We start from the raw sequence: 26,990 nt of genomic DNA on the forward strand, positions 1-26,990 counted from the left end.
TGATCTCAGGTGCCGGGCTCCAAAACGAGCGGGTTCGGCAGCGCGGTCCACTGGTCACCCGGGGTCTGCGGGGACAGCCGCATCAGCGTCAGCGCCTTGGCGGGCAGCGGGGCTTCGCGCAGCGCGGCCAGGTCTGCCGTGTCCGGCAGCACGGGCACGGCCGCCGCCAGCGCCGCCCCGAGCGCCGGTCCCGAGCCCGCCGTACCGGCGAGCGCGCCGGCCACCAGGGAGCCGAACAGCTTGCGGCGCAGGGCCCCTTCGTCGTCCGTGACCAGGCGGCCGGTCAGCGCGGGCGGGGCGATGCCGTGCCGGGCCAGCCGGGCAGGGCTGATCCGGATGTCGGCGAGGTCCCGGTAGACCAGCCGCACCGGTGTGCCGTCCGCCGACAGGATCACCAGCAGGTTCTGGCCGTGCGCCTCCAGGGCCACACCGAGGTCCAGCAGCCGCAGCCCCACTGTGAGCGCCAGCCGGGCGAAGTCCGCCAGCCAGGCGGAGGACTCCGGCAGGCCGGTGCCGGGCAGCGCCGCCACCGGCAGCACCCGCTCGCCGGGGCCCGCGTAACCGGCGGGCGACTCCCGCAGCAGCGCGGCCAGATCGGGGGAGTGCGCGGTGACCGCGCCGAGCGTGCGGGTGATGTGCAGCAGGCCCCCGGTGCGGCCGGCCAGGTCCGTCGCGAACGCCGACAGGGCCGCCGCCACCTCGACCGAGTACCCGGAGATGTCCCGCACCGACGAGGTCAGCCGGGCGCTCAGCGCGGTCTTGACGTGCGGACCGCCGGGCAGGGCCAGCGTCCGCAGGGACAGCAGCGGACGCGCGGCCCGCCAGGGGTCGTACGGCCGCTTGAGCACATGGTCCGCCTGCCAGGGGTGCACCGGCAGCAACAGCCGCCCTCCGTCCCGCAGTTCCTCCGGCCACTCACCCGACAGCAGGCACTGCTCCGCCGGCACCGGCACCGTCCCCAGCTCCACCACCGGACGGTGCTCCGGTGCGTAGGCGAGCTGGTCGGCCACCGAGAAACCGGGCCGGGAACGGCAGTTGGGGTGGTAGGGATGCCCGTCGGTCACCCGCTGCTCCCACTCCCAGTCCCGTTGCGGCCAGTCCGCCGAGCGGTCCGCGCCGGCCCGTGAGAGGGCCAGCGAAGCCGCGCTGTGGGCCAGCTCGGCCGCGAAACCGGCGGCGTGCGGCACCGCGAGGTCGCTCATCAGCCGCGCCGGGTCGTCGTAGCGCTCCCGGCCCAGGCGCACGGACGTGACGTACCACCCGGTCGCGTACGGGTCCGCGGGCGGCCCCTCAAGGTGCCGGCCGTCGGCGAGCCGCAGCGCCAGGCCGTGCGCCCCGCCGGTGCGGCCGGAGATCCACGGCAGCGGCTCGTACGCCAGGGCCCGCCACAGCCGGGTCAGCACCGCCGCGCGGGCACCGGGCAGCGCGGCCCGGTACCGGGGCAGCAGGCCGGGCCGGACGGCGGCCAGCTCCTCGGCGATCCCGGCCTCCGCGGTGGCTGAGTCGTACACGTTCGGCTCCTCGGGAAAGGGCAGCTCGGGGCACGATTGTCGGGTACGGCAGAGATACTGATCGCGACCGGCCCCCGGACCCGTAACGGCGGCCCGGTGCGACCGGCCCCGACGACGGACGAATGGATCGCGTGGACCTCAAGCCTCCCAGTGACGCCGCAGGACGGCGCGCCGACGCGTACGCGTCCGCGCCCCTGCTGAACTGCCTGCTGCGGGAGGTCGCCGAGCCGCTGCCGGCCGACGGGCGACACCGGGTCCACCGGCTGCGCGGCACCGGCCGGCTGCTGCGCGTGCGGGCCGGCCGCCGGCCCGCCGATCCGGAGGTGTGCTCGGCCGGGTCCTGGCGCCGCCTCGGCCACACCGAACTGGTCAAACTGGTCGCCGAGGAGCTGCGCCGGCACACCGGGCAGCCGGGCGACGACCTGCCCGCCGAGATGATCGACAGCCGGGAGGCCGTCGCCGCCCTGCTCACCGCCCGCGCCCGGGCGGCGGCGCCCGCGGACCCGTATCTGCGCTCCGAGCAGTCCCTGATCACCGGCCATCCCTGCCATCCCGCCCCGAAGGCCCGCGGTGGCGGCCCGGCCGCGGCCTGGCTGCCGTACGCCCCCGAGGCGCACGCCCGCTTCCCGCTCGCCCTGCTCGGGGTGCGTGCGGATCAGGTGGCCGAGGAGGGCGACACCAGCGCCCTGGACGCCCTCGGTACCGCCCCGCCCGGCTACCGGCTGCTGCCGGCCCACCCCTGGCAGCTCGACCTCGTCGCCCGCGACCTGGAACCCGCCCTCGCCGACGGCCGGCTCATCAGGCTCGGCACCACCGCCTTCGACACCTGGCCCACAGCGGCGATCCGCACGGTGTACGAGCCCGGGCGCGACCTGTTCCTGAAGTTCAGCCTTGATGTGCGCATCACCAACGACATCCGCCGGCTGTGGCGCCACGACCTGCTGGCCCTGCGCCGCACCGGCACCGCCGTGGAACGCGCGTTCGCCGCGATGGGTCCGCCCGCCGCCTGGCTGCCCGACCGCGGCTACCGCACCGCCGCGTTCGCCTTCGAGGAACTGGCCGTACTGGTGCGGGGCGGGCTGCGCGGCGACCTCCTGCCCGCCGCCACCCCGCTGCTCGCCGCCGCCCTGGCCGAGGGCTTCGAGGGCAGCCCCCTGGCCGCCACCACCGACCCCGAGGCCTGGTGGGAGGCGTATCTGCGGCAGGTCGTGCCGCCCGCCCTGACGGCCTTCGCCGATCACGGTGTCGTCCTGGAGGCGCATCTGCAGAACACTCTGGTCGCCGTGGACCCGGCGGGCCTTCCCGTGCAGGCGCTGTTCCGGGACGCCGAGGGCGTCAAACTGCTCCCGGACGTCTCCCGGGCCGCCGGCTGGGAGCGGCTGGTGTACTGCCTGGTCGTCAACCACCTCACCGAGATCGCCGCGGCCCTCGCCGAACACCACCCCGGACTCGACCCCTGGCCGGCCGCCCGCCGCGAACTCGCCCGCCACGACCTGCCCGAGATCCCCGCCCTGCTCGCCTCGCCCGCCCTCCCGGGCAAGACCAACCTGCTGCTGCGCTGGACCGGCGCGGACGGCGCCGCCGCCCGCTACCTGCCCCTGCCCAACCCACTGGCCAACGGCTGATCCGGTCACGAACCCAGGTAATTTCCGGACCTTCACGCCGGTCAATTCAAAGCGGCCGGAACGGGCCGCGTCCGACTGATTCCAGTTCCGCCTCATATCGCATCCACAGGCCCTGCGACTTCATGTATTGCATCGTCAACTGTCCCTTTTGAGTGGTCAGTTGACGGGAAACTGACAGACGGTCAACATGCCCCCCGAGTCAGGTGCGTGACGCCGCGAGGCCACCCCACAACAGGTGGTCCGCTCTGTTTCGCACGCCTTGAAACACAACTGAATCAGCCTGGGTTCGCGACGAATGCCGCGAACTTTTTTGTGTCGGAATGCTCTGCGCGCGGATGCGCGCATGCGAAGAGGGGATCGCGTGAGACCGAGACATGGAAAGCGGCGGACGAGGATGATGCGGGCGGTGACCTTCACGGTCACTTCCGCGGTCATCGTGTCCGTCATACCGCAGGCGGCGTACGCGGCCGCACCGTCGCGGAGCGACGGCGGAGGCATAGGCGACACGATCAAGTCCTGGTTCTCCGACGACGGCGGAAGCCGGCGGCCGGAGGAACCGAGGACCGGCGGGGATCCCACCCTCCCCAGCCGCGACAAGCTGCCCAGGGGAGCGAAGGCCCCCAAGGCCGTACGGATCGCCGAACTCGGCGCCAGGCGGACCCCGTTCGCCCGCTACTGGCGGATGTCGGACGGCCGGGTGCAGGCCGAGGTCTCCGCCGTGCCGAGCGCGTACCGGTCCGGCAAGAGCTGGAAAACCATCGACGCGGGGATCGAGAAGACCGGCAGGGCGGGCTACACCTTCGCCAACACCACCAACACCGGGCGCAGTTACTTCGGAACGACTCCGCGGCGGCTGGTGCGTTTCGAGACCGCCCAGGGGCAGGCCGTCACCCTCGGCCTGAAGGATGCCGCCGGACTGGTGCCGCGGGCCGAGGGGAACTCCGTCACCTACCGGAACGCGGTCAAGGACGCCGACACGGACCTGGTGTACGAGGTCGGGCCCGGCCGGGTGAAGGAGAACATCGTCCTGCGGGAGCGACCCGCGGGACCGGTGTCGTTCACGTTCACCCTCGACACCGGCGGGCTGCGGCCCAAGGCCGGCAAGGACGGCTCCATACGCCTGTACGGCCAGGGCGACGCCCCCGTCCTCGAACTCCCGCCCGCCTTCATGACGGACGCGAAGAAGGACGCCTCGTCCCCGTACGGCAGCGCCTACAGCCGCTCCGTCGACCAGCGGCTCAGCCGGGACGGCGAGAACTGGAAGGTGACCGTCACCCCGGACGCGAAGTGGCTGGCCGCCGCCGGGCGGAAGTTCCCGGTCACCATCGACCCGACGATCTCCATCGTGCCGACGCCCTCCCAGGCGCGTGACGTGATGATCTCCTCGGACGGCCCGGCGGACAACTACGACGACAGCTGGCGGCTCTCGGTCGGCAACACCGGCACGGGCAGTTCCCGCGCGCTGCTGCGGTTCCCCGTGACGGGCATACCGTCCGGCACCAAGCTGGACTCCGCCGACCTGAAGCTGTACTACGACCAGGTCCACACCACCGGTGACGACGAGGTGCAGCTCGAGGCGCACCGCGCGACCGCCGACTGGAGCGAGTCCACCGCGACGTGGAACAACGCCAAGGACATCACCGGCGAACTGTCCGGCACCTCCGTGACCGTAGACGACCAGGACCCCGGCACCACGGCGGCCAAGGGCGCCTGGCCGGCCTCCGGGAACACCACGTACACCCAGTACGCGGTCAACAAGGACTACCTGTACAACAAGGACAGCGTCGCCGGCGACACCTACACCTGGCAGCCGAACCTCCCCGAGGACGGCACCTACCAGGTCGAGGCGCACTACGTGCCCGCCTCGGACCGCGCGACCAGCGCGCCGTACACCGTGAGCTACGACGGCGGCAGCAAGACGTACACCGTCGACCAGGCGGCCGGGTCGGCCGGCGTGTGGAAGACGCTCGGCAACCACCCCTTCAAGGCGGGCACGCTGGGCAAGGTGGTACTGGGCGACGGCCCCGCCTCCACCTCCACCTCGGTGATCGCCGACGCCGTGCGCTTCACGAAGGGCGGCGCGGTCACCAAGGCGCCGGGGCAGACCAACGTCTGGCACTCCTTCCCGGTGACGAAGACCGTCCAGCAGTGGATCGACGGCACCCAGCCCAACTACGGCTTCGTCGTCAAGGCCGGTGACGAGTCCGCGACCGGTCCCAAGGGCGGACCCCGGTACGAGGGCAGCGAGTACGCCTACGGCGGTGAGTACGCCAACGCACCCCGTCTGGTGCTGACGTTCGGCCGGCAGGGCGTGAACCTCGCCGCACCCGACACCATCCACGCCACCGGCGCGGATCTGAACTGGTCGGCCTACCAGGACCCGTCCAGCAACACGGGCGACGACATCGTCGAGTACCAGGTGCACCGCTCGGTGTTCCAGAACTTCACCCCGTCGCAGTCCACCCTGGTCGCACCGGTCGCGTCGGGCACGACCTCCTACTCGGACACCTCCGCGGTGCCCACCCGCGCGGACGACGCGGATCCCCTGGGCCGCGCCTACTACTACATGGTCGCGGTCAAGACACGTGACGGCCAGGTCATCCCGGCGCCCACCCAGCTGGTCCGGCTGCCCAAGGCGGGCCGGGTCACCAGACTGGTGGAGGCGTCCCAGGACACCACGCTCACCGCGAACCAGCCGACGCAGCCGCACGACACCATCACCGACGGCGGCGTCGCCTACCCGTGGCTGATGGTCGGCAACAGCTCGGGGACCTACGGCACCAGTCGCGCCGTGGCCGGGTTCCCCGCGCTCGGCATCCCGTCCACCGCCCGCGTGGTGGACGCCGAAGTCAAGATGTGGTCCTTCACCACCATCGTGGGCGGCCCGGGTGCCCGGTACGAACTGCGGCCGCTGACGAAGGACTTCGACGAGGCGACCGCCACCTGGCAGAAGGCCGACTCCGCCACGTCGTGGGCCGCGCCCGGCGGTGACGCCGACGACGCCGTCTCCGACACCGGAGCCTTCACCAACGACCCCGTCCAGCGCGAGTGGGACGCGACCTCGACGGTGCAGGGCTGGGTGAAGAACCCGGCGAGCCGGCACGGCGTCATGGTCAAGCTCGCGGACGAGGCCGGTGCGCAGGAACGCAGCCTCTTCGTGTCCACCGAGGGCGTGGAACCCAGGCTGCGGCCGAGGCTCGCGGTCACGTACATCGACTCGACCACGGACTCGACCTACTACGCCCCGACGACGCCGGCGCGGATGACGCCGAACTCCGACCACACGGTCGAGCTCACTGTCACCAACACCACCACCTCCGTCTGGAAGGCCGGACAGCACGTGCTGTCCTACCGGTGGGAGCTGCCCGACGGCACTGACGTCACCAACGGCGGCAACCAGGTGCGGACGGCCCTGCCCGCCGACCTGCTACCGGGTGACTCCGTCACCCTCCAGGCGCAGGTGAAGACCCCGATCAACTCCGACTCGGGGAACAAGCGCAATGACTACGCGCTCATCTGGGACGTCCTCGACACCCAGGCGAACACCTGGGTGTCCGGCACGGACGGCATTCCCGGGCTGCGGCAGAACGTCGCCGTGGAGGACCCGACCTCCGACCAGCTGGGCCTGGAGAAGTTCTACTCCTACAACGGCGTCAACACCGGCGCGGGCTCGTCCCTGATGACCAACACCGCTGCCGGGAACACCGTCTGGCAGTACAACGCGTTCAACAACCCCGGGCGCGGTCTCAACACCTTCTTCCGCCTGGCGTACAACTCGCTCGACACCTCCGACACGGTGGCCGGGGCGGGCTGGTCCGTGCAGGCCTCCGGGCCGATCCGGCTCGGTACGCCGTTGGACTTCCACCCCAATCCGAAGCCGACGGAGATCCGGCTGCCGGACGGCGACGGCACCACGCACGTCTTCCGCAAGCAGGACGACGGCACCTGGAAGGCCCCGGCGGGCGTTCACTTCAGACTCGCGGCCAAGCCCGGCCTGGACTGCACCCCGGACAAGGACCCGGTCCCGGACGCCTGGACCCTGACCAAACCGGACGGCACCCGCTTCCTCTTCGGCTGTGACGGCTACCTGACGTCCGCGGTCGACAAGAACGGCAACACGCAGACGTTCACGTACGAGGAGCGCAAGTCCAACAACAAGCCCACCAAATTCCTGAAGTACATCACCGACCCGGCGGGCCGGCAGTCGCTGACCGCCACCTACTACACGAAGGCCGACACCTCCAACCCGAAGATCGTCGACCACCTGAAGTCGGTGACGGAGATCTCCGGCCGGAAGCTGGCCTTCGCGTACTCGGACAAGGGTCTGCTGACCGGTCTCACCGACGGCGCGGGCAGCTCCCAGCCGAAGGCGTTCGCCTTCGAGTACGACGCCACCCAGGGCAACAAGAACGTCAAGCTGGTCAAGGTCACCGACCCGCGCGACCACGCGACCCGACTGGCGTACTACTACCCCCGTGAGGGCGACGAGCCGAAGTACCACTGGTGGACACAGACCCTCACCGACCGCCTCGGCGGCCGGACGGACTTCGCCTACGCACCCGACCCGGCCAACACGGCCCACACCTCCACCGAGGTCACCGACGCCGAAAGCCATGCCACGACGTACGTGACCGACGACTACGGCCGTCCGGTGCAGTCGACCAACGCCAAGAACCAGACCACCAAGCTGGCCTGGGACGCTGACAACAATGTCACGTACATGGAGGAGGCCAACGGCGCTACCACCGCGTACTGCTACGACCCGCTCACCGGCTACCCGCTGTGGAAGCGGACCGCCGAGTACAACCAGGGCGGGGTCCCGCCGCAGAGCGACTGCGCGCCCGGCAAGTACCCTGCCAACAGCACACAGTTCGAGTACGTCAAGCGGCTGGACGGCTACTCGTCCGACCTGTTCCGCAAGGCGTCCCCGCAGGGCCGCACCTGGAACTTCGACTACGACGACTTCGGCAACCTGACCACGGTGGTCGACCCGAAGGGCGTCTCCACCCCCGACACCGGCGACTACACCACCCGGTACGAGTACGACGCGTTCGGTCTGCTGTCCAAGGCGACGGACGCGAACGGCCACTCCACCAGGAACAGCGAGTTCGGCGCCACCGGATACCCGGCGAAGATCACCGACGCGCTGGAGCACACCACCGGCTACACCTACGACGAGCGCGGCAAGGTCACGGAGGTCACCGATCCGCTGGGCCACCGGACCACCCAGACCTACGACGCGTTCGGCCGTCCGCTGGTGCGCACCGAGCCCAAGGACCAGGCCAAGAACGACCTGATCACCACGCCGGCACCGGTCTACGACGCCAACGACAACGTCACCAGGGCCACCGCGCCGAACGGGGCTGTGTCGACGGCGGTGTACGACGAGGCCGACCAGATCAGCGAGGCCGTCGCGCCGAAGGACTCGGACACGGCCCCCGACCGGAAGACCACCTACACCTACGACCGCACCGGCCATCTGAAGACGACGACCGAGCCGAAGGGCGCGGCGACGGCGGCCGATCCGAACGACTTCACCACGACCAACAGCTACGACGCGATCTACGAAGTCACCGACGTGGTCAACACGCTCGGCGAGAAGATCTCGTACACCTACGACTCGGTCGGCAACAACGTCGAGGTCGTCGACCCGAAGAAGAACCGGACGTCCGACCCGGACGACTTCGCGTCGAAGATGGAGTACGACCTCGACCACCGGGTCACCAAGGTCGTCGACACCGCCGGCAAGGTCACCTCGCGCAGCTACGACAAGGACTCACTGGTCGTCTCCGAGTCGGATCAGCTGGGCAACACAACCCTGACCAGCTACGACGAGCGCGGCAAGCGGACCGAGCTGAAGATCCCGCACGACGGAACCGGCGACAACACCGTCTACCGGACCACGCGGTACGAGTACGACCAGGTGGGCAACCTCACCCGCACGGTCACCCCGCGCGGCACGGAGACGGCCGGCGAGCAGGACTTCGCCTCGCGCACCGAGTACGACGCGCTCAACCGGCCGGTCAAGCAGTACCTGCCGTACGACCCGTCGGACGCCCGCTACAACAACCCGAACGTCTACACGGAGACCGCCTACGACGAGGCGGGCCGGGTCGTCAGGACCTCGTTGCCGCCGTCGGCGGGACAGCCCCTCCGTAACGACACCGTCCAGACCTACTTCGACAACGGATGGGCGAAGACCTCCACCGACCCGTGGGACATCAAGACCAGCTACGACTACAACGAGCTGGGTCTGCAGACGTCCCGCACCATCTCCTCGGCCGACGGCGACATCAGCCGCACCATGGGCTGGAGCTACTACCCGAACGGCAAGCTGAAGGAGAAGACCGACGACGGTGTGCCCGTGGGCACCGCGGTTCCGCTCGTCGACAACTCCGACCTCCAGAACACCGGCTTCACCGGCACCTGGAGCACGGGCAGCCAGGCCGGCCAGCAGGGCTACGACCACCGGACCCACGCGGCCGGCGGCGGGGCGGACTCGTTCACCTGGACGCTCAACGTCCCGAAGGACGGGAAGTACACGGCTTATGTGAAGTTCCCGCAGGTCAGCGGGGCCAGCAAGTCCGCCAGGTACACGCTGACCCACGCGGGCGGAAGCGTCGACAAGACCGTCGACCAGTCCAGTGGCGCGGGCGCCTGGGTGAGCCTCGGCTCGTACGACTTCACCCAGGGGAACACGTCGAAGCTCGAACTCTTCCAGAGCGCGGACGGCACGGTCGTGGCGGACGGGGTCAAGCTCGTCCGGGACCTGTCCAGCGAGGTCGACGCGGAGAAGCACCAGTTCCGCTACGCCTACGACCTCAATGACAACCTGTCCTCGATCGACGATCTGTCACCCGGCGCGAAGATCGACAAGTACACGCTCGCCTACAACGACGTGAACAAGGTCTCCCGCATCACCGAGGCTCTCGCCAACGCGGACAAGACCACCACCAGCTACACCTACGACCCGAACGACCAGCCGGAGACGGTCACCCATCCGCAGCAGTTCTCGAAGTACACCTACGACCTGAGGGAGAAGGTCCGGACGGTCTCCGTGGGCACGTCGCCCACCGACACCGCCCCGAAGGTCTCGAGCTACACCTACACCGACCGGGGTGAGGTGCTCCAGGCGACCAAGGACAACGGCAACGTCCTCACCAACGCCTACTTCGCCGACGGAGCGGTCAAGAGCTCGGTGGAGAAGAAGGCCGACGGCACCTTGGTCGCCTCGCACGACTACACCTACGACGCCAACGGCAACAAGGCGCGGGACGAGTCGAAGAAGATGAACGCCGACGACCACGCGGCGTATCTCGACTCCACGACCGCCTACACCTACGACCCGGTCGACCGGATCGCCAAGGCGGTCAAGACCGGCAACGGCGCGAACACGGAGACGTACGTCCACGACGACAACGCCAACGTCACGAAGCAGACGGTGGACGGTGTCAGTACGGACTTCGCCTACGACCGCAACCGGCTGCAGACCTCGACCACGAACGGATCCGTCACCTCCTTCAACTACGACCCGCTGGGCCGGCAGGAGTCGATGAGCCGCGACGGCCAGATCCAGTCGCGGAGCGTCTACGACGGTTTCGACCACGTCGTCGAGTCCCAGCAGCGGGGCGCGGACGGCACGATGAAGTCCACGAAGTACGCCTTCGACCCGCTCGACCGGACCCTCTCCACGACCGCCGACGGCAAGACCACGGACTACCACTACCTGGGCCTGTCCCAGGAGGTGCTGACCGAGGAGGTCGCCGGCAAGCTCACCAAGTCCTACCAGTACAGCCCGTGGGGCGAGCGCCTGTCCCAGGTCAAGCACAACGACGACGGGAGCGAGGAGGACGGCTACTACGGCTACAACTCGCACACCGACGTCGAGACGCTGACCGACGACAGCGGCAACACCAAGGCCACCTACGGATACACGGCCTACGGCAACGCCGACAAGTCGGAGTTCACGGGCATCGACAAGCCGGACCCGGCGAACCCGCAGAAGGAGGAGTACAACCCGTACCGCTACAACGCCAAGCGCTGGGACGACAACTCCAGCACGTACGACATGGGGTTCCGTGACTACGACCCGGGTCTGAACCGCTTCACCACCCGGGACCTGTACAACGGCGCCCTGGCCGACATGGGCCTCGGCAGCGACCCGTTCACCGGGAACCGCTACGCCTTCACGGGCGGCAACCCGATCAGCAACGTGGAGATCGACGGGCACTTCGCGTTCGCCATCCCGTTGCTGGCCGCCGCTGCCGCGGTGGTCCTCGAGGCCGTGGTCGTGGCCGTCGTGGTCGTCGCGGTCGTGGCCGCCGTCGCCTACGTGGCGACCCAGGTCAGGGACAGGATCGAGGAGTCCTCGAGGGACGACGCGGACGAGGGCGCGCAGGACGATCCGCAGCCCGAGCCCAAGCCCGTCCCGAAGCCGCGCCCGCTGCCCGACGACGACGGACGGCGCGGCAACTGCGGCGGCGGCTGGGTCAACTACAAGGACACGGACTCGGCCAACGGCAACCGTGCCCAGGGCGTCGACGCGTGTCTGACCAAGGACTACCTGAACAGCCATCAGGGCACTCCGACCAGCAGTGTGCTGCCGCCCGGCTACCGGTGGGCGCAGGACTTCGCCCAGAGCAAGGGCCTGGTTCCCCAGACCAACATCAACAACTGCCACCTGCTCGGGAACAAGCTGAGCGGGTCCGGTACGGACGCGCGGAACCTGGCCACATGCGGGCGCGGAGCCAACGCCAAGCAGCGGGGCTCCGGGCAGGGCGACGACCACATGTACAGCTACGAGAAGCAGGTGTACGACGCGGTCATGTCCGGCCAGGACGTGATGTACACGGTGACACCCGTCTACGAGGGCAACAGAACCGTCGCCACCGGCTTCCAGATCACGGCGTACGGGATGTATCCCGACGGCACGGTCGGGATCAACCTGAGCACCTTGATCCCGAACACCCTGAAGACGGGGGACAACCTGGGGTCGCAGTCGCAGGGCGGCTCACCCGTTCCGACCGGATCGACACCGTGACCGGCATGATGTCGGTCGGCACTGTGAACGCACGCGGAGAGGAGAACCGATGAGCGCGGCAGCCGACGTGGACGCCCTGCTGCGGCTGATGCCACCCCCCGAGGACGGCGGCAGGGCCGTCGACTGGGACCGGATGGCGCAGTCGTGGGGCCGGCCGTTCCCGCCCGACTACACGCGGTTCATGGAGGTGTACGGCGCCGGGGTCGTCCAGGACTTCCTGGTGGTCCTCGCGCCGCAGCCGCTGGCACCGCTGCAGGAAGCGGGCTGGGACGGCATGGTCGAGGAGACGGGGAACGCCGAGGACACCTGGGCCGACGCGTACAAGGCCCCGGAACTGGAGGGGACTTCCCCCCGGCTGATCGCCTGGGGGGCCGACTCCAGCGCCGACCTGATGTGCTGGGACGCCTCCGGGGAGGATCCGGCCGCCTGGCCCGTCCTGGTGTTCAACCGCGGCGAGATCCGGTTCACCCGCTACAACTGCGGGATGGCCGAGTTCCTCACCCGGGTGCTGCGGGGCGAGTTCCCCGAGTGCCCGCTGAGCGACCTCGGCCTCTGGGGACGGGGAGAGGCGGCCTTCAAGAGGCTCGGCTAGCCCGCGAGCCGGGCTGAGGTCCGCGCCGCAAGGTTCACGCCGCCGGGCGACGGTACGTCCGTTGCCCGGCGGCGTGGCACGTTCCTCCGCCGTGGCGCCGGTCCGTGGTGACGCCGGCGATCCGGCTCGGGCCTCCCTCCCCGGCTGTCACCCTTGGTTACCATGCAGGGGAAGGCAGACAACCGGTTAGGTCCTGACAAGTGATGAGACAGGTCACCGCGACCCGCTACGTGGCACCCCTGCACTCCGGTGGCTCCGTCCCCGGTGTCGTCGAGGCCGACGACCTCGGCATGTACGTCGTGAAGTTCACCGGCTCCGCGCAGGGGCACAAGGCGCTGGTCGCCGAGGTGATCGTCGGGGAACTCGCGCGGGCGCTGGGTCTGCGCTTCCCCGAACTGGTCCTCGTCCACTTCGACCCGGCGATCGCCACCGACGAGCCGCACCAGGAGGTCCGGGAGCTGCACGGTGCCAGCGTGGGCGTCAACCTCGGCATGGACTATCTGCCGGGCGCCGCCGACTTCACCCCGGAGATCGCCAGGTCCTTCGCCGTGGACCCGCTGGAGGCGGGCCGGATCGTCTGGCTGGACGCGCTGACCGTCAACGTGGACCGGACGGTGCACAGCTCCAACCTGATGGTGTGGCCCACCCTCGGCGTCGTGCCGCCGCGCCTGTGGCTCATCGACCACGGAGCCGCCCTCGTCTTCCACCACCGCTGGGACACCACCACGCCGGGCAAGCGGTACGACTTCCGTCACCATGCCCTCGGCCAGTACGGCCCCGACGTCCGGGCCGCCGACGCGGAACTGGCGCCGCGGGTGACCGAGGAACTGCTGCGCGGGATCGTCGCCGAGGTGCCGGACGCCTGGCTGGCCGAGGACGCGGGCTTCGCGGCCCCCGACGACGTCCGGGCCGCCTATGTCGACTACCTCCTGCAGCGGGTGCGGCTGTCGGCCGACTGGCTGCCGACCGACTTCCCGAGCCGGGCGGAACTGGCGGCCGAGGACACCGCCCGCGCGGCAAGGACGCAAGCGGGCCGCCCCGACTGGCTCAAGCACGTGCCCGACCTGCACGGCAGGCCGGGAGTGGAGCAGGACGGGGCGGCGCACTTCGGCTGACCGGTGGCCCCGGCAAGTCGCCGGGGCCACCGGGGCGGCCGGCCCCCGTCAGCCCGTCAGCCGCTCGTACGCCGGCAGGGTCAGGAAGTCGGCGTAGTCCTCGTCGAGGGAGACCTGGAGCAGCAGGTCGTGCGCCTGCTGCCAGTGACCGGCCGCGAAGGCCTCCTCGCCGATCTCCGCGCGGACGGCGGCCAGTTCCTCCGCGGCGACCTTGCGGGCCAGTTCCGGGGTGGCCTTCTCTCCGTTCTCGAACTCGACGCCCGCGTTGATCCACTGCCAGATCTGCGAGCGGGAGATCTCCGCGGTGGCCGCGTCCTCCATCAGGTTGAAGATGGCGACCGCGCCGAGCCCGTGCAGCCAGGCCTCGATGTAACGGATGCCGACCTGGACGGCGTTGACGAGACCGGGGTACGTCGGCCTGGCGTCCAGCGAGTCGACGGCGATCAGGTCGGCCGCCTCGACGTGGACGTCCTCGCGCAGCCGGTCCTTCTGGTTCGGCTTGTCGCCGAGCACCTTGTCGAAGGACTCCATGGCGATCGGGACCAGGTCGGGGTGGGCGACCCAGGAGCCGTCGAAACCGTCGCCGGCCTCGCGGTCCTTGTCCGCCTTGACCTTCTCGAAGGCGACCTTGTTGACCTCCTCGTCGCGCCGGGAGGGGATGAACGCAGCCATGCCGCCGATCGCGTGCGCGCCGCGCTTGTGGCAGGTGCGGACGAGGAGTTCGGTGTACGCCCGCATGAACGGCGCGGTCATCGTCACCGCGTTGCGGTCCGGCAGGACGAACTTCGGGCCGCCGTCGCGGAAGTTCTTCACGATGGAGAAGAGGTAGTCCCAGCGGCCCGCGTTCAGCCCGGAGGCGTGGTCGCGCAGTTCGTAGAGGATCTCCTCCATCTCGTACGCCGCCGTGATCGTCTCGATCAGGACCGTGGCGCGGACGCTGCCCTGCGGGACACCCACGTACTCCTGCGCGAAGACGAACACGTCGTTCCACAGGCGTGCTTCGAGGTGCGACTCGGTCTTCGGCAGGTAGAAGTACGGGCCCTTGCCCAGGTCCAGCAGCCGCTGGGCGTTGTGGAAGAAGTACAGGCCGAAGTCGACCAGCGCGCCGGGCACCGGCCTGCCCTCGGCGTCGACGAGGTGACGCTCGTTCAGGTGCCAGCCGCGCGGGCGCATGACGACCGTGGCCAGTTCCCCGTCGGGGCGCAGGGCGTAGGACTTGCCGGATCCGGGGTCCGTGAAGTCGATGTTCCGGGTGTAGGCGTCGACCAGGTTGACCTGGCCGAGGACCACGTTCTCCCAGGTGGGCGCGGAGGCGTCCTCGAAGTCGGCGAGCCAGACCTTCGCGCCCGAGTTGAGCGCGTTGATGGTCATCTTCCGGTCGGTGGGGCCGGTGATCTCCACGCGCCGGTCGTTCAGCGCGGCCGGGGCCGGGGCGACCTTCCAGGAGTCGTCCGCGCGGACGGCCGCCGTCTCCGGGAGGAAGTCCAGGGTCGAGGTGCGGGCGATCTCGGCGCGGCGCTCCGCGCGGCGGGCGAGGAGTTCGTCACGGCGCGGGGTGAACCGCCGGTGCAGCTCCGCCACGAAGGCGAGCGCCGCCTCGGTGAGGATCTCCTCCTGCCGGGGCAGGGGCTCGGCGTCGACGATGGCCAGCGGAGACGGCGCTGGTGCGGACATGAGCTGTCACTTCCTTCAGCGGTGGCACCGGGTGCCAAGTGGCACGAAATGGACGATTCGCGCCCGCTGCGCGATCGGGCGCTTCTGAACAGTGGATAGTAGTTTCCTCATTGTGGAACTTCAATGGTTTGTTGATGTCGAGAATCTCCGGGTCGAGGCAAGGTGGCGCTCGGTGCCACCCCGTTCACTCAAGGTGGCTCAGGTCCGCCTCGGTGTCGATGTCGTACGGCTCGGCCACGTCCGCGCACTCCACCAGCCGGAGCGCCGCCGCGTGCTCCCGCAGGTAGGCGCGGGCCCCGCGGTCGCCGGTGGCGGACGCCGCTATGTCCGCCCAGTGCGCCGCGCCGAACAGCACAGGATGCCCGCGCAAGCCGTCGTAGGATGCCGAGACCAGCGAGTTCTCGTCCTCGTACGCGGCGAGCACCCGGGCCGCCGCGGCCGGCCCGATGCCCGGCTGGTCGACCAGGCTCACCAGGGCCGCCGTCACCCCCGTACCGGAGAGTGAGCGGAGTCCGGTGCGCAGCGACGAGCCCATGCCCTCGGCCCAGTCGGGGTTGCGGACCGTGACGCAGCCGCTCAGGTCCGCCCGGTCCAGGACGTCGTCCGCCGCCGCGCCGAGGACCACATGGATCCGTCCGCACCCGGCCGCGCGCAGCACTCCGACCGCGTGTTCGACCAGGGGCCGCCCCCGGTGTTCCAGCAGCGCCTTGGGCCGCCCGCCGAGCCGTCTGCCGCCGCCCGCGGCCAGCAGCAGCCCGGCGATCTGCTCCTCGTGTCCGTCCCGGTTGTCCTTCATGCGTCCTGCATACCCGACGCGGGCCGCGCCGGCCGGGCCCCTTGGGCTGAATTTCGGTCCGCGTGGTGGCGCTCACGGACGGCGTGGCGTTTACTGACCCGCGCACGACGGCGTGTGAGGGGGAGGGCTGTGTCGCGGAGCTTGGAGCAGAGGCCGGTGACCGGCGGCGACGAGGACGTGAGAGTGGCGGAACTGCGGACCGCGGTGTCCCGGCTGCGCCGCGAACTCGCCGCGCACCCGGCGGACTTCCATGACCGGGGGATAGCCGAGGACGAGCTGGCCGCACTCGCGGCGATGGCCGCCGGCGGCATCCCGGAGACGCCCCGCCTGCGCCGCTCCCTGTTACTGATCGCGGGCGCGATCGGCTCGGTCAGCGCGCTGGCGCGCGGTCTGACGGAGGTCCGGGCGGCGGTGGACCTGTTCGGTGAACCGCCGGGGAGGTGAGCCCCCCCCGGCCGTCCACGACGCCCTCGACGCCGGGTGCCGGCTGCTGGTGGCCGGCACCCGGACCGTACGGGGCGGGAGGCTCAGGCCCCGGAACTCGCCAGGGCCTCGGACAGTTCCACCGCGATGCCCTGGAGTACCGGCACGATCTTCTCGGTCGCGGCCTCGGTGACCCGGCCGGCCGGTCCGGAGATGGAGATCGCGGCCGCCGTGGGGGAGTCGGGCACGGGCACCGCGAGGCACCGGACGCCGATCTCCTGCTCGTTGTCGTCCACCGCGTACCCCTGCCGGCGCACCTCTTCCAGCGCCGCCAGGAAACCGTCGGGCGTGGTGATGGTCTTCTCCGTCGCGGCCGGCATGCCGGTGCGGGAGAGCAGGGCGCGGACCTCGTCGTCGGGGACGCCGGCCAGCAGGGCCTTGCCGACCCCGGTGGAGTGCGGCAGCACGCGGCGCCCCACCTCGGTGAACATCCGCATCGAGTGCTTCGACGGCACCTGGGCGACGTAGACGATCTCGTCGCCGTCCAGCAGGGCCATGTTCGCCGTCTCGCCGGTCTCCTCCACCAGCCGGGCGAGGTAGGGCCGCGCCCAGGTGCCGAGCAGCCGGGAGGCGGACTCGCCGAGCCGGATCAGCCGCGGGCCGAGCGCGTACCGGCGGTTCGGCTGCTGGCGTACGTAGCCGCAGGCCACCAGGGTGCGCATCAGCCGGTGGATGGTGGGCAGCGGCAGCCCGCTGGTCGCGGACAACTCGCTCAGGCCGACCTCGCCGCCCGCGTCCGCCATCCGCTCCAGCAGATCGAAGGCACGCTCCAGGGACTGGACCCCGCCGCCGGCGGAGGACTTGGCGGAGTCGGTGGTGCTGGCGCTGGACGTCGGCACGGCACGTTCCTTTCGGGGCTGGCGGGGAGGGCAGAAGCCTACCCGGCGGCCGGTTGACTCCCTGCTTGTACGTAGCTACGTTCTGCTCAACGGAATTCTAATTCCGCTTTGTGGAAACGTCCAGAGCTACTGACCCCGCGACGCTGTCCAGAAGTGTGCCCCTTGACGGCGGGAGGGCGGGAGTGAAGACTCCTTCAACAGAACGTTGAAGTCCGTTACGTGGATGTAAATCCCGTTTCCTGGGCGTGAACGGCGGCAGAGAGAGGGGTCCGGGTGTCCGACGCTGAACTGGTGCTGCGCTCGACGCGCGTCATCACACCGGAGGGGACGCGGGCCGCCACGGTCACCGTGTCCGCCGGCACCATCACGGCCGTACTGCCGTACGACGCCGAAGTACCGGCCGCGGCCCGCCTGGAGGATCTCGGCGACCACGTGCTGCTGCCCGGCCTGGTCGACACCCACGTGCACGTCAACGACCCCGGCCGCACGGAGTGGGAGGGCTTCTGGACGGCGACGCGTGCCGCCGCGGCCGGCGGCATCACCACGCTCGTCGACATGCCCCTCAACTCCCTGCCGCCGACCACGACGGTCGCGAACCTGCGGGTCAAGCAGGAGGTCGCGGCCGACAAGGCGCACATCGACGTCGGCTTCTGGGGCGGCGCCCTGCCCGGCAACGTGAAGGACCTGCGCCCGCTGCACGACGCCGGCGTCTTCGGCTTCAAGGCGTTCCTCTCCCCGTCCGGCGTCGACGAGTTCCCGCACCTCGACCAGGAGGGGCTCGCCCGCGCCCTGGGCGAGATCGCCGGCTTCGACGGCCTGCTGATCGTGCACGCCGAGGACCCGCACCGGCTGGCCGCCGCCCCGCAGCACGGCGGCCCCCGGTACGCGGACTTCCTCGCCTCCCGCCCGCGCGACGCCGAGGACTCGGCCGTCGCCGCCCTCATCGCGCAGGCGAAACGCCTCGACGCGCGCGTGCACGTGCTTCACCTCTCCTCCGGCGACGCGCTCCCGCTGATCGCCGCCGCCCGCGCCGAGGGCGTGCGCCTCACGGTGGAGACCTGCCCGCACTACCTCACCCTGACCGCGGAGGAGGTCCCGGACGGCGCCAGCGAGTTCAAGTGCTGCCCGCCCATCCGCGAGGCCGCCAACCAGGACCTGCTCTGGCAGGCCCTCGCCGACGGCACCATCGACTGCGTCGTCACCGACCACTCGCCCTCCACCGCCGACCTGAAGACGGCCGACTTCGCCACCGCCTGGGGCGGCATCTCCGGCCTCCAGCTGAGCCTGCCCGCCGTGTGGACCGAGGCCCGCCGGCGCGGGCACGGCCCGGAGGACGTCGTCCGCTGGATGTCCACCCGGACGGCCGCCCTGGCCGGCCTGACCCGCAAGGGCGCCATCGAGGCCGGCCGCGACGCCGACTTCGCCGTGCTCGCCCCCGACGAGACCTTCACCGTCGATCCGGCCGGTCTGCAGCACCGCAACCGGGTCACCGCCTACGCCGGACGCACCCTGCACGGCGTGGTGAAGTCCACCTGGCTGCGCGGCGAACGCATCGCCGCCGACGGCGAGTTCACCGAACCGAAGGGCCGACTGCTGACCCGTACCCCCTGATGCCCCGGCCCCCGCGACCGCGGCGGCCCACCACCGAAAGGAAACCCTGATCACAGTGACGGCGATTGCGAGCTTCACCGGCGACGCGAACCCCTACGGAGGAGGCGACCCCTACGCGGACTACCGCACCGCGGACTTCCCCTTCACCCAGTACGCCAACCTCGCCGACCGGCGGCTCGGCGCCGGTGTCATCGCCGCCAACGACGAGTTCTTCGCCCAGCGGGAGAACCTGCTGGTGCCCGAGCGGGCCGAGTTCGACCCCGAGCACTTCGGGCACAAGGGCAAGATCATGGACGGCTGGGAGACGCGGCGCCGGCGTGGCGCCTCCGCCCGGCACCCCTGGCCGACGGACGAGGACCACGACTGGGCGCTGGTCCGGCTCGGCGCGCCCGGCGTGATCCGCGGGATCGTGGTCGACACCGCCCACTTCCGCGGCAACTACCCGCAGGCCGTCTCGGTGGAGGGCACCTCGGTGCCCGGGTCGCCGTCCCCGGAGCAGTTGCTGGGCGGCGACGTGAAGTGGACGACGCTCGTCCCGCGCACCCAGGTCGGCGGCCACGCGGCCAACGGCTTCGCCGTCTCCGCCGAGCAGCGCTTCACGCACCTGCGGGTCAACCAGCACCCCGACGGCGGCATCGCGCGCCTGCGCGTGTACGGCGAGGTCGTTCCGGACCCGCGGTGGCTCGAGGCGCTCGGCACCTTCGACGTGGTCGCGCTGGAGAACGGCGGCCGGGTCGAGGACGCCTCCGACCTCTTCTACTCCCCGGCCACCAACACCATCCAGCCCGGACGCTCCCGCAAGATGGACGACGGCTGGGAGACACGCCGCCGCCGCGACCGGGGCCACGACTGGATCCGCTACCGGCTGGCCGCCCAGGCGCGGATCCGCGCCGTCGAGATCGACACGGCGTACCTGAAGGGCAACAGCGCGGGCTGGGCGTCGGTGTCCGTCCGGGACGGCGAGGACGGCGACTGGCGGGAGATCCTGCCCCGCACCCGCCTCCAGCCCGACACCGACCACCGCTTCGTCCTCCCGGAGCCGGCCGTCGGCACCCACGCGCGCGTGGACATCTACCCCGACGGCGGGATCTCCCGCCTCCGCGTCTTCGGCACCCCGACCGAGGAGGGCGCCACCGCCCTCGCCACCCACTACCGGGAACTCGGCGGCTGACCGGGCGCCGCGTCGCCACGCGCGCGCGTACCCGCAGTCACGGGCGCGCATCCAGTGCCACCGCGGGCAGCGGCGGCGGGCTCAGCGGCCCGCGCCGGCAGCGGCGGCAGGCTGAGCGGCACGCGCGCGTGGGGGGCGCACCGGCGGGTACCGCACGGGTACCGCACCGGTGCGCCCCGCGCGCCGCCTCAGGCCGCGTGCCCGCCGTCCACGGAGAACTCCGCGCCGGTGACGTAGTCCGCGTCCGGGCCCGCCAGATGGGCCACCGTCGCCGCCACCTCGTCGGCCGTCCCGAAGCGGCCCAGCGCGGTCATCGCCGCCTGCGCCGCCGCGTACGGGCCGTCCGCCGGGTTCATGTCCGTGTCCGTCGGCCCCGGATGGACGATGTTCGCGGTGATCCCGCGCCCGCCCAGCTCGCGGGCCAGGGCCCGGGTCAGCCCCACCAGGGCCGACTTGCTCATCGCGTACAGCGTCCCGCCGGCCCCAGGCACCCGCTGCGTCATGCACGTGCCGACGGTGACGATGCGCCCGCCGTCCGCCATCACCGCGGCGGCCGCCTGCGACGCCAGGAACACCCCGCGCACGTTCACCGCCAGCACCCGGTCGACGTCCTCCGGGGTCAGCGTGTCCAGCGGGCCCAGCAGACCCACGCCCACGTTGTTCACCAGCACGTCGAGACCGCCGTACGCCTCCGCCGCCCGGCCCACCGCGGCCGCCGCCTCCCGCGGGTCGGCGGAGTCCGCGCGCAGCGCCACCGCCCGGCGCCCCAGCGCCTCCACGGCGCGCACCACGCCGTCCGCCGCCTCCTTGCCGTTCACATAGGTCACCGCCACATCCGCGCCCGCGCGGGCGAGCCGCAGCGCGACCGCCGCCCCGATGCCCCGGCTGCCGCCGGTCACCAGGGCCACCTTGCCGCCGAGAGATCCGTTCGTCGTCGTCATGCGTCCATCCCAGCCGTCACGGGCACCGTTCACCGGCGGTGTACGGACATCGACCTCGTCACACCCGGAACTCTTCGCTCCACCTCCCGCGTTCTCCCCGCGTGACCCTTCAGCAAGAGATCGTCGGCAACGCCATGCAGATGGCGGTCGTCAAGCTGCGCCCCGGCCAGACCGTGTACTGCGAGGCCGGGAAGTTCCTGTTCAAGACGACGAACGTGACCATGGAGACCCGGCTGTCCGGCCCGTCGGGCAACGGCGGCCGGCAGCAGAACGGCTCCGGCGGCATGGGCGGCATGCTGCGCCAGGCCATGGGCACCGCCATGCAGGTCGGCCAGCGCATGATGGCCGGCGAGTCCCTGGCCTTCCAGTACTTCACCTCCCAGGGCGGTGACGGCACCGTCGGCTTCGCGGGCGTGCTGCCCGGCGAGATGCGCGCCCTGGAGCTGGACGGCACGCGCGCGTGGTTCGCCGAGAAGGACGCCTTCGTGGCCGCCGAGTCCAGCGTCGACTTCGGCATCGCCTTCCAGGGCGGCCGCACCGGCATGAGCGGCGGCGAGGGCTTCGTCCTGGAGAAGTTCACCGGGCACGGCACGGTGATCATCGCCGGAGCGGGCAACTTCATCGACCTGAACCCGGCGGACTTCGGCGGCCGCGTCGAGGTCGACACCGGCTGCGTCGTCGCCTTCGAGGAGGGCATCCAGTACGGCGTCCAGCGCGTCGGCGGACTGAACCGGCAGGGCATCATGAACGCCGTGTTCGGCGGCGAGGGCCTGTCCCTGGCCACCCTGGAGGGCAACGGCCGGGTGATCCTCCAGTCCCTCACCATCGAGAGCCTCGCCAACGCCCTGAAGAAGGCCCAGGGCGGCGACAAGCAGGGCCCGACCGGTGGACTGTTCTCGACCCACACCGGCTGAACCGATGAGTTCCGGGTGCGGGCGGGGTCCGACCTCATGACAACAGCCCCCGCACCCGGAAGAAGGCACCCGTCATGGGCAAGCTCGTCTCCACCGTCTTCGTCAGCCTCGACGGCGTGTACCAGGCGCCCGGCGGCCCCCAGGAGGACACCAGCGGCGGCTTCGGCCAGGGCGGCTGGAGCTTCCCGTACGGCGACGACGACTTCGGCCGGTTCGTCACCGAGTCCTTCGACCGGGCCGGAGCCTTTCTGCTCGGCCGCCGCACGTACGAGATCTTCGCCTCCTACTGGCCCAGGAAGACCGACCCCGCCGACCCGGTCGCGGGCCCGCTCAACGCCCTGCCCAAGTACGTCGTCTCCGCCACCCTCCAGGCACCCGAGTGGTCGGGTACCACCGTCGTCTCCGGCGACCTCGCCAAGGAGGTGGCCGCCTTGAAGGAGCGCACCGACGGCGAACTCCAGATCCACGGCAGCGGGGCCCTGGTCCGCTCCCTGCTGGACCTGCGGCTGGTCGACACCCTGCACCTGCTGACCTTCCCGGTCGTCCTCGGCGCCGGCCGCCGGCTCTTCACGGAGGGCGCCGTCCCCACCCGCTTCGGGCACACCGGAGGCCGCGTCACCTCCTCGGGCGTCTCCATCCAGAGCTACGACCTGCTGGGCAGCCCCGAGTACGGGTCGTTCTGACCGCCCCGGGAGGCCAGGGGGCACCCCGGCGGCAGGGGCCTGGCCCGAAGATCGTCCCGCCGGTACGGTGATCGCGCCCCGTGCGAGCCGCCGACGTCTGCGCACCCCCTCGGAAGACCGGGAGAGCCGCCCCGATGTCGTCGATCGCCGTACCCGGCGCCCTCGCGCCCCGCCGCGCCTGGCACACCGACCTGCCCGTGCTGCTCGTCGCGGTGTGCTGGGGCGCCAGCTACCTCGCCGCGAAGGACATCACCACCGCCCGCACGGTGCTCGCCGTCCTCGTGCTGCGGTTCGCGGTGGTCCTGCCCGTGCTCGGTGCCGCCGGACTGCGCTCCCTGCGCGCCCTGACCGGCGCCCAGTGGCGTGGAGCGGCCCTGCTCGGGCTGATCCTCAGCGGCGTCTTCCTGCTGGAGACGTACGGGGTCGTGCACACCTCGGCGACCAATGCCGGTCTGATCATCAGCCTCACCATGATCTTCACCCCGCTCGCCGAGGCCGCGGTCACCCGCACCCGGCCCACCGCCGCCTTCCTCGGCGCCGCGGCCCTGTCGGTGCTCGGCGTCGTACTGCTCACCCAGGGCGGCGGCTTCACCCGGCCGTCCCAGGGCGACCTGCTGATGCTGCTCGCCGCGCTCGTCCGCACCCTGCACGTCCTCGTCATGTCCCGGCTCCGCTCCGTCCGCGGCGCCGGCGCCCTTCCGCTCACCACCGTCCAGCTCGGTACCGCGGTCGTCGTCTTCGCGGCCCTGTCCGCCGGGGCCGGCGGCCCGGCACCATGGGAGGCCGCGGCCGGCTTCGGCCGGCGCGAGTGGGCCGGTCTGCTCTTCCTCTCGGCCCTGTGCACGCTGTTCGCGTTCTTCGTGCAGATGTGGGCGGTCCGCCGCAGCTCGCCGTCCCGGGTCAGCCTCCTGCTGGGCACCGAGCCGCTGTGGGCCGCGGCGGCCGGCATCGCCCTCGGCGGGGAACGGCTGGGGACGCTCGGCGTCGTCGGTGGCGTACTGGTGCTCGGCGGAACCGCCTGGGGCCGCCGGGCGGCGGACTGACGTCCCGCGCGCCGCCCGTTGCCGCCCTCGGCCCTCCGACGGGCGCGCAACCCCCGCCAACGGAGCGGTCAGGTGCGGAAGTTGCCAGCCGCCGGCCGATCCGGGAACGTCGGCCGTCCATTGGCGTCATCCCCTCATCGGGCGCGGGGAATCGGGGGTTTCCCGGAGGAGCGACGGGGTTCCAGGGTGTACGGAAAGACGGGCAGTGACAGCGCGACGCGCGTTCCCTCGACCGGGACCACGGTGACGGAACCGGAAGGGGCGCTCGCGTTCCTGCGGGAGCGACTGGCCGAGGGCCGCACGGGTCCGGGCCGGCTGATCCCGGTCAGCGGGGGAGTGGCGAGCGGCAGGACCCGGCTGCTGGACGAGTTCCTCGACGGCGCCGTCCGGGACGGCGTGCGTGCGCTGAGCGCCACGGGATCGGCGGACGAGCGGTCCCTCGCCGGCGGCGTCATCGACCAGCCGTGCCCCGAGGTCGGCCGCTGCGGGGGAACCGGGGCCGCGGCCGACGGAGGCCCGGTCCGGGCCGGATGAGGCGACCCGGGCCCCCGGCGACCGGGCGGTCAGACGACGGCGCCGCCGCTGTCGGCCGCCATGGCCACCCGCAGGCTCTTGGGGCGCATGTCCGTCCAGTTCTTCTCGACGAAGTCCAGGCATTCGGCCCGGACCTCCTCGCCGAACACGACCCGCCAGCCCTTGGGAATCTCGGCGAACGCCGGCCACAGCGAATACTGTTCCTCGTCGTTGACGAGCACGAAGAACCGGCCGGACTCGTCGTCGAATGGGTTCACGCTCATGATGCCTCTCCGCAGGATGGTGTGAATTGTCCGAGTGAAGGGGTTCGGCGGGAATGGTCGGCCGAATCGAAGTCCGGCCGAAACGTGGTCGGTTGGAATCGTGGTCGATGGGACCGCGGGCACGCTGAGTCTAGGTCAGGCCGCGCCAAGCCGGACCGAACCGCGTCAGGACCGTCAACGAAGTCCGCATGACTGCCGGGTCCACGACCAACTCAGGCGCGCTGCCCGGCCCGCTGGGTACCGCCCCGGCCGGCGCCGACGTGTGCGTGGCCCTCTCGGGCGCCCCGATCGCGGCCGAGGGCCTGGCGCGGATGAACCCCGAGCCGGTCGCCGTGCCGCTGTCCTATCCTGACGTCGAGGTGCGGTACGAGGACGCCGCAGTCCTCGACGCGACCCGTCTCCCCGCCCCGGAGGACGAATTGAGCAACACCCTGGCCACGCCCGGACTGCTGCTCGCCGCCTGCCGGCTCGGACCTCGGGCGGACGGCGCGGGCGATCGCGCGCGGTTTCGCCGACGACTGGGCCTCTTCCACGGCCCTTCCCGAAAGGTGAGTACGTGACGATGTCCGCGCAGAACCTCTGGTTCCGCCGCTACCATCCGGCGCACGCCCCGCGGGCCACGCTGTTCTGCTTCCCGCACGCCGGCGGCTCGGCCAGCTACTACCACCCGATGTCCAAGGCACTGACACCCGAGTTCGACATCCTGGCCGTGCAGTACCCGGGGCGCCAGGACCGCTACGGCGAGCCGCTGGTGCCCAGCCTCGACGCCTTGGCCGACGCGATCCACACGGTGATCGAACCGCACATGCGCGGACCGGTCGCGTTCTTCGGGCACAGCATGGGCTCGGTCGTCGCCTTCGAGGTCGCGCGCCGGCTCGAACGCGACGGCCACCCGGCCCCCGCGCTGCTGTTCGCCTCCGGCGGCCGAGCCCCCAGCCGGGTCCACGACGACGGCGTGCACCGGCGCGGCGACGCCGCTCTCGTCGCCGAACTGCGCGCCATGGGCGGCACGGACGCCCGGGTGCTCACGGAGCCGGACCTGCTGGAGCTGGTGCTGCCCCCGCTCCGCAACGACTATCGCGCCATCGAGAGTTACCGCCCGGAAGCGGACGCCCGCATCGATGCCCCGATCGTGGTCATGGCAGCCACCGACGACCCCCGGACCACCGAGGAGGAGGCGCGCGCCTGGCACGGGCACACGACCGCCGGCGGCTCCGTCCGCCTCTTCCAGGGCGGCCACTTCTACCTGGAGAGTCAGGGCGCGCGGGTCGTCGAGGTGATCGGCGGGACCCTGCGGGACCACCTGGCCGGCCGGTACCGCCCCGAAGTGGTGGGCGGCCAGAGCGCTTTGGGGCACCCCTGAGCGCCTGGTCCCGACCCGGGCGCTGGACATGGGCGCCATGCCGGCGACGGCCAAGGTGTCCCGCACCAAGGACGGGTGCCCTTCCGCGACCACGTGCCGCGCGGCCTCCACCTGGCACCGGATGACCGGCAGGCCCTGCGGCGGCCACCCGGCCCCCGTCGTCGTGCACGGCGGCCCCGGCGCCGCGCCGATCCTGCGCGCCTCGCAGGAGATCATGCGCGAGCGGGACCGGGCGACGCCGGACACGGTGCGGCTCACGGCCCTGAACGACGAGCCGTACAAGGCCGTCGCCGTACGGGCGAGGGAGGTGCGGCCTAGCAGCCGAAGTCGACGAGGTCGAACGTGGCGTAGTGGTCGGAGGTGTAGTAGTCCTCCTGCTTCTCCTCGCCGGTGACGATCCGGCGTGCGCCGCGCGTGGGGGAGCCCGGCGTGATGACGGTGTACTCGTGGTAGTAGCCGCTCTGCTGACTCGGCAGCACGTTCTCCCGGTTCTGGAAGACGGTTCCGTCCTGCGAGTAGGGGAACGGCCCGCCCTTGTCGATCAGGCCGAGCGTGTCGTGGGCCTGTGAGGGGAGGTCGCCGTAACAGATGCTGCCGACCGAGGCGGCCGCCGCGTCCGCCGTGGTGGCGGAGACGGTGCCACCCACGAGGAGGGCGGACAGCGCGGCGGCGGCGACGGTGATACGAGATGCGCGTGGGGGGAATCGCATGCCTTCATGATGACGCGCGTAGAGCCAGGCATGTCAATGACAAACCTGCGGAGTTTCCCGTGAAGTCACGTGAAATTTGCGC

The 26,990-nt window shown here is 71.3% G+C and carries 20 protein-coding genes; 13 read left to right on the forward strand and 7 right to left on the reverse strand.

Annotated features, from left to right (window positions below; translation table 11 throughout):
* Window positions 1–5 precede the first annotated feature (5 nt).
* Complete coding sequence (locus tag AB0924_RS14895) at window positions 6–1,511, reverse strand: IucA/IucC family protein (protein ID WP_358936137.1); 1,506 nt, start codon at window positions 1,509–1,511, stop codon at window positions 6–8.
* A gap of 122 nt (window positions 1,512–1,633) precedes the next feature.
* Between AB0924_RS14895 and AB0924_RS14900 the strand changes: the two genes are divergently transcribed.
* From AB0924_RS14900 to AB0924_RS14915, 4 genes are all read left to right on the forward strand, one after another.
* On the forward strand, window positions 1,634–3,136 hold the full coding sequence (locus tag AB0924_RS14900; RefSeq protein WP_358936135.1) for an IucA/IucC family protein: 1,503 nt from the start codon (window positions 1,634–1,636) through the stop codon (window positions 3,134–3,136).
* A 397-nt stretch (window positions 3,137–3,533) separates the two neighbouring features.
* A complete protein-coding gene (locus AB0924_RS14905) occupies window positions 3,534–12,176 on the forward strand; it encodes a DNRLRE domain-containing protein (protein WP_366911607.1) in 8,643 nt (2,880 codons plus the stop codon).
* 49 nt (window positions 12,177–12,225) lie between these two features.
* Entirely contained in the window at window positions 12,226–12,768 is a 543-nt protein-coding gene (locus AB0924_RS14910; protein ID WP_366911584.1) for an SMI1/KNR4 family protein, read from the forward strand.
* A 200-nt stretch (window positions 12,769–12,968) separates the two neighbouring features.
* Window positions 12,969–13,883: a HipA family kinase gene (locus AB0924_RS14915; RefSeq protein WP_366911585.1), complete on the forward strand. Its 915-nt coding sequence runs from the start codon at window positions 12,969–12,971 to the stop codon at window positions 13,881–13,883.
* A gap of 48 nt (window positions 13,884–13,931) precedes the next feature.
* Here AB0924_RS14915 and aceB read toward each other — a convergent pair whose 3' ends face one another.
* Together aceB and AB0924_RS14925 are read right to left on the reverse strand one after the other, a co-directional pair.
* A complete protein-coding gene (gene aceB, locus AB0924_RS14920; protein ID WP_366911586.1) occupies window positions 13,932–15,557 on the reverse strand; it encodes a malate synthase A in 1,626 nt (541 codons plus the stop codon).
* 184 nt (window positions 15,558–15,741) lie between these two features.
* Window positions 15,742–16,353: a nucleotidyltransferase family protein gene (locus AB0924_RS14925; protein ID WP_358936127.1), complete on the reverse strand. Its 612-nt coding sequence runs from the start codon at window positions 16,351–16,353 to the stop codon at window positions 15,742–15,744.
* Between the two features lie 129 nt (window positions 16,354–16,482).
* Here AB0924_RS14925 and AB0924_RS14930 point away from each other — a divergent pair, with 129 nt between their 5' ends.
* Complete coding sequence (locus tag AB0924_RS14930) at window positions 16,483–16,797, forward strand: DUF5955 family protein (RefSeq protein ID WP_358936125.1); 315 nt, start codon at window positions 16,483–16,485, stop codon at window positions 16,795–16,797.
* Window positions 16,798–16,880: 83 nt separating this feature from the next.
* Here the strand turns inward: AB0924_RS14930 and AB0924_RS14935 are convergent, their stop codons facing one another.
* A complete protein-coding gene (locus tag AB0924_RS14935) occupies window positions 16,881–17,675 on the reverse strand; it encodes an IclR family transcriptional regulator (protein WP_366911587.1) in 795 nt (264 codons plus the stop codon).
* 273 nt (window positions 17,676–17,948) lie between these two features.
* Here AB0924_RS14935 and allB point away from each other — a divergent pair, with 273 nt between their 5' ends.
* Entirely contained in the window at window positions 17,949–19,286 is a 1,338-nt protein-coding gene (gene allB, locus AB0924_RS14940; RefSeq protein WP_366911588.1) for an allantoinase AllB, read from the forward strand.
* A 55-nt stretch (window positions 19,287–19,341) separates the two neighbouring features.
* Window positions 19,342–20,457, forward strand: coding sequence for an allantoicase (alc, locus tag AB0924_RS14945; RefSeq protein WP_366911589.1), 1,116 nt, complete (start codon window positions 19,342–19,344; stop codon window positions 20,455–20,457).
* A gap of 188 nt (window positions 20,458–20,645) precedes the next feature.
* Here alc and AB0924_RS14950 read toward each other — a convergent pair whose 3' ends face one another.
* Window positions 20,646–21,398 (reverse strand): SDR family oxidoreductase, encoded by a 753-nt coding sequence (locus AB0924_RS14950; protein WP_366911590.1) that lies wholly within the window; start codon window positions 21,396–21,398, stop codon window positions 20,646–20,648.
* A gap of 101 nt (window positions 21,399–21,499) precedes the next feature.
* On the opposite strand from AB0924_RS14950, the gene AB0924_RS14955 reads away from it, so the two are divergent.
* The 4 genes from AB0924_RS14955 (at window position 21,500) to AB0924_RS14970 (ending at window position 24,572) form a co-directional block, all read left to right on the forward strand.
* Window positions 21,500–22,312 (forward strand): AIM24 family protein, encoded by an 813-nt coding sequence (locus AB0924_RS14955; RefSeq protein ID WP_366911591.1) that lies wholly within the window; start codon window positions 21,500–21,502, stop codon window positions 22,310–22,312.
* Window positions 22,313–22,386: 74 nt separating this feature from the next.
* Window positions 22,387–22,995, forward strand: coding sequence for a dihydrofolate reductase family protein (locus tag AB0924_RS14960; RefSeq protein WP_358936113.1), 609 nt, complete (start codon window positions 22,387–22,389; stop codon window positions 22,993–22,995).
* A gap of 134 nt (window positions 22,996–23,129) precedes the next feature.
* Window positions 23,130–24,038 carry a DMT family transporter gene (locus tag AB0924_RS14965; RefSeq protein ID WP_358936111.1) on the forward strand — a complete coding sequence of 303 codons (909 nt, stop codon included), beginning with the start codon at window positions 23,130–23,132 and terminating at the stop codon, window positions 24,036–24,038.
* Window positions 24,039–24,281: 243 nt separating this feature from the next.
* Entirely contained in the window at window positions 24,282–24,572 is a 291-nt protein-coding gene (locus AB0924_RS14970) for a hypothetical protein (protein WP_358936109.1), read from the forward strand.
* A gap of 29 nt (window positions 24,573–24,601) precedes the next feature.
* Here AB0924_RS14970 and AB0924_RS14975 read toward each other — a convergent pair whose 3' ends face one another.
* Window positions 24,602–24,835 (reverse strand): MbtH family protein, encoded by a 234-nt coding sequence (locus AB0924_RS14975; RefSeq protein ID WP_358936107.1) that lies wholly within the window; start codon window positions 24,833–24,835, stop codon window positions 24,602–24,604.
* A 188-nt stretch (window positions 24,836–25,023) separates the two neighbouring features.
* On the opposite strand from AB0924_RS14975, the gene AB0924_RS14980 reads away from it, so the two are divergent.
* On the forward strand, window positions 25,024–25,395 hold the full coding sequence (locus AB0924_RS14980) for a hypothetical protein (protein WP_358936105.1): 372 nt from the start codon (window positions 25,024–25,026) through the stop codon (window positions 25,393–25,395).
* Between the two features lie 2 nt (window positions 25,396–25,397).
* Window positions 25,398–26,198: an alpha/beta fold hydrolase gene (locus AB0924_RS14985; RefSeq protein WP_366911592.1), complete on the forward strand. Its 801-nt coding sequence runs from the start codon at window positions 25,398–25,400 to the stop codon at window positions 26,196–26,198.
* A 314-nt stretch (window positions 26,199–26,512) separates the two neighbouring features.
* Here the strand turns inward: AB0924_RS14985 and AB0924_RS14990 are convergent, their stop codons facing one another.
* The gene (locus AB0924_RS14990) at window positions 26,513–26,908 is read right to left on the reverse strand and encodes a ribonuclease domain-containing protein (RefSeq protein WP_366911593.1); all 396 of its coding nucleotides are present in this window, start codon (window positions 26,906–26,908) and stop codon (window positions 26,513–26,515) included.
* Window positions 26,909–26,990 lie beyond the last annotated feature (82 nt).

The organism is Streptomyces sp. NPDC047869 (assembly GCF_040704065.1).
Taxonomy (GTDB): Bacteria; Actinomycetota; Actinomycetes; order Streptomycetales; family Streptomycetaceae; genus Streptomyces.

Excerpts from the sequence above, each read along its gene's own strand:
- AB0924_RS14900 (WP_358936135.1), top strand. The coding sequence starts at position 1,634 with ATGGATCGCGTGGACCTCAAGCCTCCCAGTGACGCCGCAGGACGGCGC.
- AB0924_RS14905 (WP_366911607.1), top strand. The coding sequence starts at position 3,534 with ATGCGGGCGGTGACCTTCACGGTCACTTCCGCGGTCATCGTGTCCGTC.
- AB0924_RS14910 (WP_366911584.1), top strand. The coding sequence starts at position 12,226 with ATGAGCGCGGCAGCCGACGTGGACGCCCTGCTGCGGCTGATGCCACCC.
- aceB (WP_366911586.1), bottom strand. The coding sequence starts at position 15,557 with ATGTCCGCACCAGCGCCGTCTCCGCTGGCCATCGTCGACGCCGAGCCC.
- AB0924_RS14925 (WP_358936127.1), bottom strand. The coding sequence starts at position 16,353 with ATGAAGGACAACCGGGACGGACACGAGGAGCAGATCGCCGGGCTGCTG.
- AB0924_RS14950 (WP_366911590.1), bottom strand. The coding sequence starts at position 21,398 with ATGACGACGACGAACGGATCTCTCGGCGGCAAGGTGGCCCTGGTGACC.
- AB0924_RS14960 (WP_358936113.1), top strand. The coding sequence starts at position 22,387 with ATGGGCAAGCTCGTCTCCACCGTCTTCGTCAGCCTCGACGGCGTGTAC.
- AB0924_RS14965 (WP_358936111.1), top strand. The coding sequence starts at position 23,130 with ATGTCGTCGATCGCCGTACCCGGCGCCCTCGCGCCCCGCCGCGCCTGG.
- AB0924_RS14975 (WP_358936107.1), bottom strand. The coding sequence starts at position 24,835 with ATGAGCGTGAACCCATTCGACGACGAGTCCGGCCGGTTCTTCGTGCTC.
- AB0924_RS14980 (WP_358936105.1), top strand. The coding sequence starts at position 25,024 with ATGACTGCCGGGTCCACGACCAACTCAGGCGCGCTGCCCGGCCCGCTG.
- AB0924_RS14985 (WP_366911592.1), top strand. The coding sequence starts at position 25,398 with ATGTCCGCGCAGAACCTCTGGTTCCGCCGCTACCATCCGGCGCACGCC.
- AB0924_RS14990 (WP_366911593.1), bottom strand. The coding sequence starts at position 26,908 with ATGCGATTCCCCCCACGCGCATCTCGTATCACCGTCGCCGCCGCCGCG.